Here is a 14,776-nt window from a genome sequence, read left to right as displayed (position 1 = left end):
TTCAAGAAAAGAGGCCTAAAACGATTTCACTTAAACCTTCCCGAAATGGGCTAAAAGCAGTTTCGTTTTGCTCTTACCTACCTCAGCTTCTAATTCTTGCTGGGAGAGTTCGGCAATCTTCTTGACAGACTTAAACTTGGTCAAGAGCTTTTCGGCGGTGGCAGGGCCAAGTCCTTTGATCTGGGTAAGCTCGGTTTGCAAGGTTCCCGCATCGCGCAGGGAACGGTGGAAGGTAATGGCAAAGCGGTGCGCTTCGTTTCTAATACGTTGGATTAGTCGCAAAGACTCAGACTTCTTGTCTATGTACAGCGGTAGCGTATCCCCAGGGTAGAAAATCTCCTCCAGTCGTTTGGCAATGCCTACTATGGCAACCTGGCTGTAAATGCCTAAGTCTTTGAGCGCCTTCACGCCCATTCCCAACTGGCCTTTGCCGCCGTCTACAATAATGAGTTGCGGCAAGGGAGTGCCCTCGTCCAATAATCTCCTGTACCGACGCGTGACCACCTCATACATAGAGGCAAAGTCATCTGGGCCTACCACGGTTTTAATATGGAAATGGCGGTAGTCTTTTTTAGACGGCCGCGCGTTTTTAAAGCAGACCATAGACGCCACCGGGTTATCTCCCTGAAAGTTGGAGTTGTCAAAACACTCAATGTGCTTGGGCAGTTCGGTCAGCCTAAGGTCCTTCTTCATGGTCTCCATGATACGTACCTCGTTGCTGTCTTTGGACTTATCCTGCATGCTCTCCTTCTCCTTGCGCAGGTAAAGGGCATTCTTCATGGACAGGTTTAGTAGCTTCTTCTTATCACCAATCTGCGGGACGGTAATAGAAACGGTATCCAAGGGAAGTACTAGGTCAGGAATATTGACGATGATTTCCCTGGACATGCTTTCAAACTCTTGCCGCAGTTGCATGATGATAGAGGCTAGGATCTCTTGGTCGGTTTCTTCCAGCTTCTTCTGCAACTCCAAGGATTGAGTGGCAATAATGGACCCGTTCATCACCTTCAGGTAATTGACAAAGGCGCATTTCTCATTAGAGGTAATGGTGAAGACGTCAATGTTGGTGAGGGTATGGCTTACCACCGTAGACTTCGCCTGGAAGTCCTCTAGCCTATCCAGCTTCTGCTTGAATTGATGCGCCAGCTCATATTGGTAATCGGCGGCGGCCTCAGACATGCGCTCCTTAAAGTAGGTCTTGGCGATGGTGAGGTTTCCCGAAAGGATGTTCCTGATCTGCTGGATATGCTGGTTGTATTCCTCCTCTGAGTATAGATTTTCACACGGCCCTTTGCAGTTGCCAATATGATACTCTAGACAAACCTTGAACTTGCCGGCGTCAATGTTCGCTTGGGATAAATTATAACTGCACGTCCTGAGCGGGTACAAGGACCGGATCAGCTCCAGCAAGACATACATGCTGGTGCCCGTCGGGTAAGGCCCAAAGTACCGAGAGCCATCATTGATCTTGTTGCGCGTGCTAAAAATGCGGGGGAAACGCTCATTGGTGATGACCAGGTACGGATAAGTCTTGCCGTCCTTGAGCAGGATGTTGTATTTGGGCTGATGCTGCTTGATGAGATTATTCTCTAACAAGAACGCATCAGCCTCATTGTCTACAATGGTAAACTCAATGCGCAGAATCTGCGAAATGAGTTTTCTGGTCTTTTTGTTGTGCTGTGTGGAACGGTTAAAGTAACTGCTCACCCGCTTCCTGATATCTATGGCTTTGCCTACGTAGATAATGCCCTTATCGTCATAGAACTTGTAAATACCAGGCCTGTGCGGCAAGTGTTTAATCTGCTCTCTAATCTGTTCCTCAACGGCCATGTGTGCGCTTCCTTAAAACTCTTCTTCCGTTACGTTTTGTGGAACGGTTAAAACTTGGTCTTGTTTTACGGAATCAGGGAGCGCAGGTGTTGTATTATAAGCCCCACAGTTGATATTAGTTGACAAAGGCGTAGTTGGTTTAGGGAAAGGCGCCTTAGAGACGTTCAACGCTTTGTCAGCATACACCTTTCGCATGAAGGCTCCATAGATAGGCATGGCTAACTTGTTCCCTTGTCCATAAGCGGCACTCCTGAAGTGGATACTACGATCCTCGCCGCCCACCCAGACACCAGCAGCCAAGTCAGGCGTAATACCCATGAACCATGCATCAGAGTAGTTAGAAGTAGTACCGGTCTTGGCACCAATCTCGTTTTTTAAGTTATTCCTGAATCTTAGGCCATAATAGGCAGTACCCCCGCGCGTGTCTGCGGAGCCTTGCAGCATGTGCACCATCAAGTAGGCTGTTTCTTCGCTTAAAGCCTCTACCGTCTTAGGTGCGAACTCCTGTACTACGGTACCGGCCTTGTCTTCAATGCGAAGGATATATTGTGGTTGCGTCCAGACGCCTTTGTTAACATAGGTACCATACGCGCCCACCATGTCAAACAAGGTTACATCACTAGACCCCAAAGCCAAAGAAGGAACAGCCTCTAATGGCGTGGTGATGCCCAACCGGCGGGCAGTAGTGACCACCGCTTCGGGACCCAGCTTCTTCATTAAGAAGGTAGTGATGGTATTCACTGAAAGGGCTAAGGCTTCACGCAAGGTATACCTACGACCCGTGTACACGCCTTCACTGTTTTTAGGAGTCCACGGCACACCGTCTTCGTTGATGATGGTTACGGGTGCATCTACCACCTCATAACAAGGAGAGTAGCCTGCCTCAATAGCGGCGGTGTAAACGAATGGCTTAAAGGTAGAGCCCGGCTGACGGGCACCCTGCTGCACGTGGTCATACTTGAAGTACTTGTAATTAGTGCCGCCCACCCAAGCCTTCACGTGGCCGTTCAAAGGGTTCATGGCCATAAAGCCCGCGTGCAAGAAGTGTTTGTAATACCGCAGCGAATCCATAGGGCTCATGACCGTGTCAATCTCACCTTTCCAGGAGAAGATGCGCATAGGTATTTTCTTGGTCAGGTGGTACTTGATAGAATCTTCGTTGCCGTCATACTGCTCATTCAAGCTTTGGTAACGGGCCGTGCGTTTTATCTGGGTGGCCAGGAAGTTCTTGATTTCTTTGCCGTTCTCGTCTATCCAAGGGTTTTTGCCTTTCCATTGCTGGAAGAAAATTTTCTGCATGGCCTTCATGTGGTCTTCCACAGCGTCTTCGGCGTGCTTCTGCATGCGCGAATTGATGGTGGTATAGATACGCAACCCGTCTGAGTACAGATCATAACCATTCTCCTTGGCCCATTTGGTCAGGAACTTGCCCATCTCCGTCCGGAAGTAAGGCGCCAGTCCCTTGTTCTGGTTTTCTACATTGAAGTCCAGTTTCATGGGTTTACTTACGCTGGCCTGGTAGGCTGGCTGGTCAATGTAATTGTACTTGAGCATCTGGTCCAGCACCGTATTGCGTCTGGCTTTAGAGCGCTCTGGTTGGCTTACCGGGCTGTAAAATGAAGGACCTTTTAAGACGCCTACCAAAGTAGCTGACTCTTCCAAAGTTAACTGCTCAGGCTCTTTGTTAAAGAACGTTTTAGCGGCCACTTTCACGCCGTAGGCGTTGCTGCCAAAATCCACGGTGTTCAGGTACATCAAGAGGATCTCCTTCTTGGTGTAAGAGCGCTCCAGCTTAATGGCCATGATCCACTCCTTGGTCTTGATGATGAGCATGCGCAAACCGGGTACGCTGCTTAACAGACCGTCGTTCAAGTCACTGCGGGTTCTAAACAGGTTACGCGCCAACTGCTGGGTAAGCGTACTGGAGCCCCGGTCCTGCTTGCCAGTCAATTGGTAATACGGTACCGCCAGGGTGCCTTTAAAGTCAATACCGGAGTGCTCTTCAAACCGAATATCCTCTGTAGCCACCAACGCGTCTACCAAATGTTTGGGCAGTTGTTCATAGGTCACCGGGCTGCGGTTCTCCCTGAAGTATTTTCCCAGCAGCACGCCGTCTTCTGAATACACCTCAGAGGCGAGTTCGCTTTTGGGATTCTCCAGGGCCTTAAGGTCCGGAAGGTCTCCAAACAGGTTGAGAAAGTTGATGCTTACCGCAAAAACGTATAGGACGAAGAAGATGAATCCTCCAGCAAAGCAAAGCCACAGCGCCGAAATAATTTTCCGGAACGTGCTATTAGGCGACGAGAACATACTATTGGTAATTTTTTTCAAAGAAGGCTAAATACGCAGGCAAGTCCTTGAGCTGTTGCAGCAACAGCAGGTTCTCTGCAGATATGACAAAGGTAGCAAATTTCGGGCCTTTTACGGTAACCAAGGGAGAGTTACGGGCTTTCTGCAACCTGGAGAATTGATCGGTGGTTTTGTAGTCGGCAAACGGCTGCACCACAAGAAGCCTAGTGCTGTCTGTAAGCGGGATGACTTGGATAGTCAGGTTCTTTTTGGCGTGGTATCGCGTGTTGTATTGCTGAAAAGCAGCCATCATTTTTTGCGCCGCCAGGCTGTCGTTGGGGTAAGAAACGACAAAGGCATGCGGTGCGGCTATATTTACCTTGTAGCTGGGAGCTTCAACCACCGGCGGTGCCACTGGAACAGGGTCTGGTTTTTTGTTTAGTTCTCCGCTTTCCAGGCGCTGGTGCAGACTCAGCAAATCCTTGGCTCTTGGTTGTAAGGGACTGTCTGGGTATTGCTGCTGGAAAGCCTCCAACGCCGACTTGAACGCCGCGGGTGACTGGGTGCGGCCCGTAATCAAAGCCTGTAAAAACGTGACCTGGTCAGGAATGTCATTTCCGGGGTATTTTTGCGAAATCTCGCCTAAAACAGCAGAAGCCAGCGCATACTTTTCCTCATCATACAGCTGGTACGCCGAATCATACAAGGCATGCGCCGCGGCATTCTCGGCAGTGAACTGATTCAGGAAGTCTGGTTGGTCAATGAGGCGGCTGTACTTGGAGTTAGGGAAGCGGTCTTTTAAGGCTTTGGCAAACTGGGCGGCCTGTTCGGGTTGCTTCTGGGCCTGCGCAATCAGGTAAAGACCATAATAGGCCTCAGAGGCATGCACTGAGTTAGGGAAGCGTTGCAGTAACTGCTGGAACGTTTTGGTAGCTTGCTCCGGCTCGCGCAAGCGCTGCTGATAGATATTGGCCAAGGTGAACAGCGCCTCTTCCACCTTCTTGTCAGAGGCCTGGCGTTGCTCCACGGTGACCGGGATGGCCTGCAAATAGGCTTCCTGCTTTTGGGCGTTTGCCGTCGCCAAGGCGGTGCTGTCCACAGCTGGGCGCACGGTTGCATCGGCTGGCTGGCCGCCGCTCATGGACAGCGCGGTGGTGCGGCGCCAGTTGTCTTGTAAAGGACGCTCGCCCCATACGCGCAGGAAGTCGTTTCTAGCGCCGGCCATGGCCACCGGGTTGTCAAAGTACCAGGTGCCGCCCGCGGCGCCAAATCCTCCGGCTGGTGGTGGGCCGGACGTCCCCGCGCTAGTTCTGGCAGCGGCTGGCGCAGATTCGGCGGCAGTCAAGGCCTGCTGTTCTTTTTCAAGCTGCTGGGCAATGCGCAGGGTGCGTTCGGCAGCAGGCAATTGGGCTAAGGCTTGCAAGCTGTCCTCGGTCCTGATGATCTCCAGTTGCTGCGTAAAGGCGGTGAGGACCGTACGTCTGTCGGCCAGCTCTTCGTAGCCCAGGGTGTTCTGCGGCAGCAACTGCAAGGTGCTGTCATAGTAGGCTTGGGCCAGCTTGTACTGTTGCAGGTGCTCGTAATGAATCTGTCCCGCTAATAGATAGGAGTAGGCCTTCTGGGTGCGGTTAGAGGTGGCGGCTTTGGTGGACTTGCCTAGGTACTCCAAAGACGCCGGGTACTGCTTTTGCTTCAGCTCCAGACGGGCTAGGTCATAGTAGATCTTATCCAGGTACTCGCGGTTCTTCTCATCCTCGGCCAGGTTGTTCAGGAAGCCTTCTACTTTGTCCTGGTCGGTGGCGTCCTTTAGTTCAGTGACCTGCGCCTGGTTCAGCTTGGAGTAGAAGCCCAGTTCATAGGGCGGCCTTTTCTTGAGGATTTGAGAGAACTGCTCATAGGCTTTGGCATCTTGGTTGGTAGCTTGATAGGCTTGCCCCAAGATGAACCGTACCCTTGACTCCTCATCGCGCTGCTCTACAAATGGTAAGGCGTTCTCCAGGTTGGCGATCATGTCTGGCAGGTTGTTCTGCTCGCTGGCCAGCTGGGCTCTGGTCAAGAGTAACTCGCGGCCGTTGTCCTCGTTCATGCGCTCATTTCTGAACAGCTCTGAGATGGAGGAGGCGTTGTCATAGTCTTTGGCCCTCAAATATGTGCGCATAAGCCAGACCAGCGCGGCGTGCTTGGCATTGGGGTCCTTGCTGGTGGACTGCACGTACCTGAAGGTCTTGATGGCCTCGGCTTCCTCACCTTGGTAATAACGGGCTTTCCCTATCAAGACGTAGCAGTCATCTATCCACTTGGATTTGGGATGGCGGGCAATGGGGAAGGAGGCGCGTTTGATGACTTCGTCCAGGTCTGGCTGAAGCGTTCTGAGTACCGTGGTGTCTATGGGCGGCAGCACGTCCAGGATGCGGTTGTAATCGTTGACGTTGGCGGCAGCCAGCTTGTTCTCAATCTCCAGCATCTTCTCCCTGGCCAGAAAGTAGCCGTTGAACCGGGCGTTCAGGTTGCGGAAGGCACGGCTCATGGGGCCATTCTTCTCAGAAGAACAGCCGGCCAGCAGGCCAAGCAGAAGGAAATAGACAAAGAAACGCGTCAGCTTCAACGTATAGGAGTATTGGAACAACAGTAGAACTGTGCAGGGTTAGATTTATTTTACCGGCAAACCGCCTTTCTTACACCAGAAGGACGTATGAAAGAGCGAATTGCTATATAGCAAACTTACGCTTTTTTGGGCTCATGCTACCCTAGTACGCAAATGCCCGGTAGATAGATAACGCACAGGCGCGGCAGATGGATATGCCCGAGGCGTTTTTGGCCTGATTTCTAGAAAATAGGCCAAAAACGGAAGATTTACAAGACCTTACCTTATAAGATGCTTTTGTACCTTTGTTCAATCAACGACCTATGGAGCCAGAGAATAAACCAACCGAGAAGCCACGGCAAGAATCACAGGCAGCCAAGCCGTACCTGAAGTATTCTGGGCTGGCGTTTCAGATGATAGGCATCATGGTGCTGGCCGCCTTAGGCGGACGCAAGCTGGATGCGCATTTTGGCAATGACACGCCGTGGTGGACCTTGGGTCTGCTGTTGGTGGCCATTGCCGCGTCCATGTACCTGGTCATTGTCTCCCTGACTAAAAAAGATTAACGCGTGGGTTTTATTAGAGGACTGGTTTTGATCACCGGATTGGTGGTGCTAGTAGCCAGTGGTTTCATCGCTTTTACCGGAAACGAGTTTATCCATCCCTTGATCTGGTGGATGGTGGGCTTCTTTGTCTTTGTGACCGGCTTTGCCCATTATGTGGCGCACATGGGCTTAAAGCATGATCAAGAGCATTTGCACGCCTACTACTACGCCTCCATGGGGGTGCGGATGGTGTTCGTGATTATAGCAATTTTTATATATAGATATTTCAATGAGGAGCGGGTAATCCAATTCGTGTTCAACTTTTTCGTGCTTTATTTTATTTACACTGGATTTGAAATCTACTCATTGTTGAGTAACTTGCGCCAAAATTCAAAAAAGCAAATCTAGGGGAATGTGTCAACTAAGGCACGTTACTTTTAAACCGCTCTTAATGAAGAAGATATTCGTTTTTCTGCTTTCTATTCTTACTTTTTCAGCCCAGGCGGCAGAATCTACTGAGGGTGGAGAATTCAAGCCCGGCGACATGATTATGCACCACATTGGTGATGATTATACATGGCATTTCGCTGATGGTCTGGTGCTTCCCTTGCCAGTAATTGTAAAAGGTGAAAACGGATGGGATGTGTTCTCATCTGCTAACTTCTATAATGCCAACCATGAGTTGCAGCCTTACAAAGGCTATGTGATGGAGCATGGTCACATCTATTACGCAGACGCCAACGGTCATCCAAGAACTGAATTGGTGAACGGCGAGGAGAAGCACGTGGGTCCTTTTGACCTGTCTATCACTAAGAACGTTGCTTCTATGCTGTTAAGTGTGTTGCTGCTGTTTTTAGTGTTCATGTCTATTGCAGGCGCTTACAAAAAGAATAGAGGCAGAGCGCCAAGAGGTCTTCAGTCTTTCTTTGAGCCCATCATTATCTTTGTAAGAGACGAGATAGCAAAAACCAACATCGGGCCTAAGTATGAGCGCTACATGCCATATTTATTGACTGTATTCTTCTTTATCTGGTTTAACAACCTATTGGGTCTTTTGCCAGGTGGTGCCAACTTAACTGGTAACATCACGGTGACGTTGATCTTGGCTGTATTCACGTTGTTGATCACGGTGTTCAGTGGTAACAAATCCTACTGGGGTCACATCTTCAACACGCCGGGCGTTCCGTGGTGGTTGAAGTGGGGTATTCCCATCATGCCATTAGTAGAGGTGATTGGTATCTTTACCAAGCCGTTCTCTTTGATGGTCCGACTTTTTGCCAACATCACGGCGGGTCACATCATTATCCTTTCCTTGTTTAGCTTGATCTTCATCTTCAAGTCTGTGGCCATTGGTCCGGTGAGTGTTGCTTTTGCCACGTTCATGAACTTTTTGGAGCTGTTTGTGGCTTTACTGCAAGCGTACATTTTCACCCTGCTGTCTGCCATGTACTTTGGTGGTGCGGTAGAAGAACATGACGGCCATGATGACATGGGCCACGGCGATGCTCCTTACGTAGTGGACGCACACCATTAATCTGAATTTCTTTTTTAACTATATATACCTACAATTATGTTAGCATTATTGCTTCAAGCTTTGTCAGAAGGCGCAGGTTTTGCGATTATGGGTGCCGGTATCGGTGCTGGTTTAGTTGCTCTTGGCGCTGGTCTTGGTATCGGTAGAATCGGTGGTTCAGCCATGGAGTCTATTGCAAGACAACCTGAGGCCGGTGGTAAGATCCAGACTGCAATGATTATTGCTTCTGCTCTTATTGAAGGTGTTGCCCTTTTCGGGGTGGTTGTTTGCCTTCTGATCTCTTTCATCAAGTAAGATGATTCTATCCTTCTCCCGTCCTGACGATTGGTCTGGACGGGATGAAGTGATAAAAGGAGTGGGTAGAGTATATGCGTTATTAGAGGGATTGCCCTCCAAGACTTTAAATAGAAAGAAATGAATCCATTAGTAACTCCAAATCTAGGGCTACTTATCTGGCAAGCAATCACCTTCCTGATTGTGATGTTTTTATTGTCTAAGTTTGCCTGGAAGCCTATCATGGCCGCCTTGCGCGAACGTGAACAATCTATTGACAGCGCCTTGCAGATGGCTGAGAAAGCCAAACTGGAGATGCAGTCTTTGAAAGCAGACAACGAGCGTCTTTTAAACGAAGCCCGCGTAGAGCGTGAGCGCATCTTGAAAGAAGCCACAGAAACGGCTAACTCTCTAATAGAAGGAGCTCGTTCTAAAGCCACTGAAGAAGGACAGCGCATGATTGAGAACGCCCGTGAGGCGATTGGTCATGAGAAGCAAGCAGCCCTGACCGAGGTGAAAAACCTGGCGGCTACCTTGTCTATCAACATCGCTGAGAAGCTGTTGAACCGCGAGTTGCAAGACGAGCAGGCGCAACGTGCGCTGGTGCAAAGCTACCTACAGGACGCCAACTTAAGCTAAGACCGGTAAAGGCGAGCCGCTTCCCGCCCATTGAAAAGGAAGCCTGAACCTTAAACCACGCTAGAGAGATGTCAGACGTTAGAGTTGCCTCCAGATACGCCAAGTCGCTGTTGGAGCTAGCCAATGAGAGAGGCCAGCTAGAGCAGGTGTACGCAGACATGCTTTTATTTACAAAAGCTGTTGCCGAGACCCGCGACTTGCACCTGGTGTTGCAAAACCCCATAGTAAAACACGATAAGAAACTTGCCATCCTTACCTCTATTTTCTCAGGGAAGGTAACCGAGTTGACCCTTGCCTTCTTCAAGATTCTTACTCAAAAGAACCGCGAGAAGATTTTAGAAACGGTGGCCACAGAGTTTGTGACCCAGTACAATGAAGTCAAAGGCATTCAAATAGCAACGGTGACCACTGCCGTGCCATTAACTGATGAGCTGCGCGCTACTTTCCAGAACATGGTGAGAGAGCGCTCTGGCAAGACAGTAGACTTGAAAGAAGTGGTGAACCCAGCCGTTGTAGGCGGGTACGTATTGCGCGTTGGTGATGAGCAGATTGATAACACAGTCCGCGCCAAGGTGCAGAAGTTGAAAAATAAGTTTAAAGAAAATCCATACATTACTAAACTATAATCATGGCAGAAGTTAGACCTGATGAAGTATCAGCGATATTAAGAGAACAACTGTCAAACTTCAGAACAGAGGCTGAACTAGAAGAAGTTGGTACTGTTTTGCAAGTTGGTGACGGTGTTGCTCGTATCTACGGCTTATCCAAGGCACAATCTGGTGAGTTGTTAGAATTCGAAAACGGTCTGCAGGCCCTTGTTCTTAACTTAGAGGAAGACAATGTGGGTGCGGTATTGTTGGGTGACTACAGCAACGTTAAAGAAGGCGATACTGTAAAGAAAACAAATAAAATTGCCTCCGTTCGCGTAGGTGATGGCATGGTAGGTCGTGTAGTGAACACCTTGGGTCAGCCAATTGATGGTAAAGGTCCTTTGGTGGGTGAGCTATATGAGATGCCGATTGAAAGAAAAGCACCAGGTGTAATCTACCGCCAGCCGGTAAATGAGCCTATGCAAACCGGTATCAAAGCCATTGACTCTATGATTCCGATTGGCCGTGGCCAGCGTGAGTTGATCATTGGTGACCGTCAGACAGGTAAGACTGCCGTGGCCATTGATACCATCATCAACCAGGGTGAGTTCTTTGACAGAGGTGAGCCTGTATTCTGTATCTATGTAGCGGTTGGCCAGAAGGCTTCTACGGTTGCACAGATTGTGAACGCTCTACAAGCCGGTGGCGCCATGCGTTACACGGTAGTAGTTGCCGCCCCTGCCGCTGACCCTGCTCCAATGCAATTCTACGCGCCGTTTACAGGTGCTGCTATTGGTGAGTTCTTCCGTGATACCGGTCGTCCTGCACTAGTAGTTTATGATGACTTGTCTAAGCAAGCTGTAGCTTACCGCGAGGTGTCTCTATTGCTTCGTCGTCCTCCAGGACGTGAGGCCTATCCAGGTGACGTATTCTACCTTCACTCTCGTTTGTTAGAGCGTGCGGCTAAAATCAACGCTTCTGATTCTATTGCGCAAGACATGAACGACTTGCCAGAGTCTATCAAGCACTTGGTGAAAGGTGGCGGATCCTTGACCGCTCTTCCAATCATTGAGACGCAGGCTGGTGACGTTTCTGCGTATATCCCAACTAATGTGATCTCTATCACAGACGGTCAGATCTTCTTGGAGACCAACTTGTTCAACTCTGGTATCCGTCCGGCTATTAACGTAGGTATCTCGGTATCACGTGTAGGTGGTAACGCCCAGATCAAGTCAATGAAGAAAGTGGCTGGTACCTTGAAACTAGACCAGGCGCAGTTCCGTGAATTGGAAGCCTTCGCTAAGTTTGGTTCTGACCTGGATGCCGCTACTAAGTTGACCATTGAGCGTGGCCGTAGAAACTTAGAAGTATTGAAGCAACCACAGTTCTCTCCAGTATCTGTAGAAGACCAGGTAGCTATGATTTACTGCTGTACCAACGGTCTGATTGATGATGTGCCAGTAAACGAAGTTCGTGCCTTTGAGAAAGAATTCTTGATGACCATGAACGCACAGCACCGTCCGGTATTGGATGCCTTGAAAGCTGGTAAGATTGATGACAACGTGACCAACGAGCTGAAGCAAGTGGCCCGTGACATCACTGCCAGATATCGTAAAAATTAACTCAACAGAAGAAGAGCTTTGCCCACCCGGCAGGCTCTTCTTTCTCTGTTCATATTTGACTAACTATTAATGGCTAGTTTAAAAGAAGTACGCAATAGAATTGTTTCCATTGGGTCTACGCAACAGATCACCAAAGCCATGAAAATGGTGGCGGCGGCCAAGTTGAGAAGAGCACAGGACAACATTATCCGTATGCGTCCCTATGCACAACGCTTGAACAGTATTTTGTCTAACGTCTCTACGGTAAATGCAGAGTCAGACACTAATATCTATTCGCAGAAGCGTGATGTGCAGCGGGTATTGATCATTGTGGTGACCTCTGACCGCGGTTTGTGCGGGGCTTTCAACTCTAACGTGATGAAAGCGGCTAACCTTTTGATTAAAGAAAGATACAGCGCACAAGAAGCCGCCGGCAACGTAGAGATTATGGCTATTGGTAAAAAAGGACATGAGTTCTTTACCAAGCGTAACTACACGCTAGCCGGTGACTATACTACGGTCTTCAACAACCTGTCCTTTGAGCGCGTACGCGTTGCCGCAGAGCAGGCCATGGAAGGCTTCATCTTGGGTCAGTATGACCGCATTGATCTTGTGTACAACGAGTTCAAGAACGTGGCTACCCAGATTGTGCGCACAGAGCAATTCTTGCCAATCCCTGAGAAGACTGAAGAAGAGACGGCCAACAACGCCAACTCTGACTATATCTTTGAGCCTTCAAAAGAAGAGATTGTGGAGCAGTTGATTCCTAAGTCTTTGAAGATTCAAATCTACAAAGCGGTGTTGGAGTCTAACGCTTCTGAGCACGGTGCTCGTATGACCGCCATGGACAAAGCCACTGAGAACGCCGGTGAGCTCTTGAAGCAATTGAAACTGACCTACAACCGAACGCGTCAAGCGGCCATTACCACAGAAATCCTAGAGATTGTGGGTGGTGCAGAGGCGCTCGCGGCCAGCAGATAAGCTACTTTCACCCATATTTGCGGCGCCCATCCAGAAAGATGGGCGTTTCGCATTTTAAAGCGGTGCGTGTTACCGTAAGGTTATCATTTGTAAAACGTTAGCAGAAGAGACAGTGCAAATGCAAAGCACAGGTATCTTTGCTTCGTTTTTTACCTGTTTTCTGGAAAATAGCCCAAAAACGGCCAATCAACCTCCACTTATATGGAAAGAAGATTTTTCAACTTCCCCCTGGTTCTTCTCTTCTTGCTGTTGTCTTTCTCTGCGGAGGCGCAGAAGAGAAACCGTTCTCGCAAAAATCTACCAGCCCAGCCTAAACTGGTAGTGGGGATTGTGGTGGACCAGATGCGCTATGACTACCTGTACCGCTATTGGAGCAAATACTCTAATGACGGCTTCAAACGGCTGTTGCGCGAAGGCTTCAATTTCAAAAACAACCATTACAACTACGTGCCCACGTACACGGGACCGGGCCACGCGTCTATCTACACAGGCACCACGCCCGCTATGCACGGCATTGTAGGCAATGATTGGTACAACAGAACTACGGGTAAGAACATCTACTGCGCCGAGGATAAGACGGTACAGTCAGTAGGCTCTACTTCCGCCGCCGGGCAGATGTCGCCGGTGAACATGATTTCTACCACCATCACGGACGAGCTAAAACTGGCCACTAACCAGAAGAGCAAAGTGATTGGCTTGAGCCTGAAGGACCGTGGGTCCATTCTGCCGGCCGGACATGCCGCCAACGCTGCTTATTGGTTTGACGGCACTAACGGCAACATGATCACCAGCACCTATTACATGCAGGAATTGCCAACCTGGGTGCAGGCCTTCAACAACCGCAAGTTAGCTGACCAATACCTAAGCCAGCCGTGGACGACGTTGTTGCCTATAGAACAATACACCGAAAGTACCGCTGATGACCAGCTGTTTGAAGGATTGTTCACCGGTGAGAAGAAACCGGTTTTCCCGCATAATTTACCAGAACTGCGCGGCAAGAATTTTGATTTGCTGCGGGCGGTGCCCTTCGGGAATACTTACACCAAGGACTTCGCCATTGAGGCCATTAAAGCTGAAAATCTAGGGAAAGGACAAGTAACAGATTTTCTGGCTATGAGCTTCTCTTCGCCAGATTACATTGGTCACCAATACGGTCCAAATTCCATTGAGGTAGAAGACAACTATTTGCGTTTGGACAAGGACTTAGCTGATTTCCTCAAGTTCCTGGACGGTCACCTAGGCAAGGAGAATGTGCTCATCTTCTTAACGGCAGACCATGGCGCGGCCCACAACCCTAATTATCTGAAGAGCCTGCGTATTCCGGCGGGTACCACGGGCGGCGCTGTGATGACAGACTCTCTTAAGAAGCATTTGAATCAGAAATTTGGCGCGGCAGAATGGGTGTCCAGCTTCTTTAACCAGCAAGTGTACCTGAACCACGCGGTCATTGAGAGCAAGAAAGTAGACTTAATAGCCATTCAGGAAGAAACTGCAAGATTTATGCAGCGTTTCCCGGGTGTTTTACGTTGTATCACCTCTGATGCCCTCATGAAGTCTCATTGGGAGAGCGGCGTAGGCATGCTGGTAGAGAACGGCTATATGCCTTACCGCTCAGGTGATGTGATGGTGATGCTGCAGCCCGGCTGGTATGAAGGCTACGGACGCGGCGAACCGAAAGGCACCACCCACGGAAGTCCCTGGGCCTATGACACCCATGTGCCGCTGCTGTGGTACGGCTGGCAGATACCGGCGGGTGAGAGTTCCCAGAGAAGCCAAATCACAGACATTGCCCCAAGCCTGGCCAACTGGCTGAACATTCAAGAGCCCAACGGCACCACCGGAAAAGCCTTACAGCAATACATGCAGAAATAATCTGTTTCTGCGCAAAACGATAAAAATAGAATAGAATT

At 49.5% G+C, this 14,776-nt stretch carries 12 protein-coding genes; 9 read left to right on the top strand and 3 right to left on the bottom strand.

From position 1 onward, the window contains the following. Positions 1 to 30: 30 nt before the first annotated feature. Genes uvrC through TH61_RS04875 form a run of 3 tightly spaced genes read right to left on the bottom strand, consistent with a single transcriptional unit; the run spans position 31 to position 6,646 of the window. On the bottom strand, positions 31 to 1,830 hold the full coding sequence (uvrC, locus tag TH61_RS04885) for an excinuclease ABC subunit UvrC (RefSeq protein WP_066506579.1): 1,800 nt from the start codon (positions 1,828 to 1,830) through the stop codon (positions 31 to 33). Positions 1,831 to 1,842: 12 nt separating this feature from the next. Beyond that, positions 1,843 to 4,140 carry a penicillin-binding protein 1A gene (locus TH61_RS04880; RefSeq protein WP_066506575.1) on the bottom strand — a complete coding sequence of 766 codons (2,298 nt, stop codon included), beginning with the start codon at positions 4,138 to 4,140 and terminating at the stop codon, positions 1,843 to 1,845. Between the two features lies 1 nt (position 4,141). Further along, entirely contained in the window at positions 4,142 to 6,646 is a 2,505-nt protein-coding gene (locus TH61_RS04875; protein WP_157600558.1) for a tetratricopeptide repeat protein, read from the bottom strand. A 380-nt stretch (positions 6,647 to 7,026) separates the two neighbouring features. Between TH61_RS04875 and TH61_RS04870 the strand changes: the two genes are divergently transcribed. The 9 genes from TH61_RS04870 (at position 7,027) to pafA (ending at position 14,738) form a co-directional block, all read left to right on the top strand. Next, on the top strand, positions 7,027 to 7,269 hold the full coding sequence (locus TH61_RS04870) for an AtpZ/AtpI family protein (protein WP_066506571.1): 243 nt from the start codon (positions 7,027 to 7,029) through the stop codon (positions 7,267 to 7,269). Between the two features lie 3 nt (positions 7,270 to 7,272). Then, on the top strand, positions 7,273 to 7,656 hold the full coding sequence (locus tag TH61_RS04865; RefSeq protein WP_071887779.1) for a hypothetical protein: 384 nt from the start codon (positions 7,273 to 7,275) through the stop codon (positions 7,654 to 7,656). A gap of 43 nt (positions 7,657 to 7,699) precedes the next feature. Beyond that, positions 7,700 to 8,782 carry a F0F1 ATP synthase subunit A gene (atpB, locus tag TH61_RS04860; protein ID WP_066506566.1) on the top strand — a complete coding sequence of 361 codons (1,083 nt, stop codon included), beginning with the start codon at positions 7,700 to 7,702 and terminating at the stop codon, positions 8,780 to 8,782. Between the two features lie 36 nt (positions 8,783 to 8,818). Beyond that, positions 8,819 to 9,076, top strand: a complete 258-nt coding sequence (gene atpE, locus TH61_RS04855; protein ID WP_066506565.1) for an ATP synthase F0 subunit C — start codon at positions 8,819 to 8,821, stop codon at positions 9,074 to 9,076. 120 nt (positions 9,077 to 9,196) lie between these two features. Continuing rightward, complete coding sequence (locus tag TH61_RS04850) at positions 9,197 to 9,694, top strand: F0F1 ATP synthase subunit B (RefSeq protein WP_066506563.1); 498 nt, start codon at positions 9,197 to 9,199, stop codon at positions 9,692 to 9,694. A gap of 68 nt (positions 9,695 to 9,762) precedes the next feature. Beyond that, positions 9,763 to 10,320, top strand: coding sequence for an ATP synthase F1 subunit delta (gene atpH, locus TH61_RS04845; RefSeq protein ID WP_066506561.1), 558 nt, complete (start codon positions 9,763 to 9,765; stop codon positions 10,318 to 10,320). Between the two features lie 2 nt (positions 10,321 to 10,322). Beyond that, complete coding sequence (gene atpA, locus TH61_RS04840; RefSeq protein WP_066506554.1) at positions 10,323 to 11,906, top strand: F0F1 ATP synthase subunit alpha; 1,584 nt, start codon at positions 10,323 to 10,325, stop codon at positions 11,904 to 11,906. Between the two features lie 69 nt (positions 11,907 to 11,975). Next, on the top strand, positions 11,976 to 12,866 hold the full coding sequence (gene atpG, locus TH61_RS04835; protein WP_066506553.1) for an ATP synthase F1 subunit gamma: 891 nt from the start codon (positions 11,976 to 11,978) through the stop codon (positions 12,864 to 12,866). Between the two features lie 201 nt (positions 12,867 to 13,067). After that, complete coding sequence (gene pafA, locus TH61_RS04830) at positions 13,068 to 14,738, top strand: alkaline phosphatase PafA (protein ID WP_066506552.1); 1,671 nt, start codon at positions 13,068 to 13,070, stop codon at positions 14,736 to 14,738. Positions 14,739 to 14,776 lie beyond the last annotated feature (38 nt).

It is taken from the genome of Rufibacter sp. DG15C (genome assembly GCF_001577755.1).
Lineage (GTDB): Bacteria > Bacteroidota > Bacteroidia > Cytophagales > Hymenobacteraceae > Nibribacter.
The sequence above is the reverse complement of the archived record's forward strand: the minus strand, read 5'-3'. Positions and strand labels throughout refer to the sequence as shown.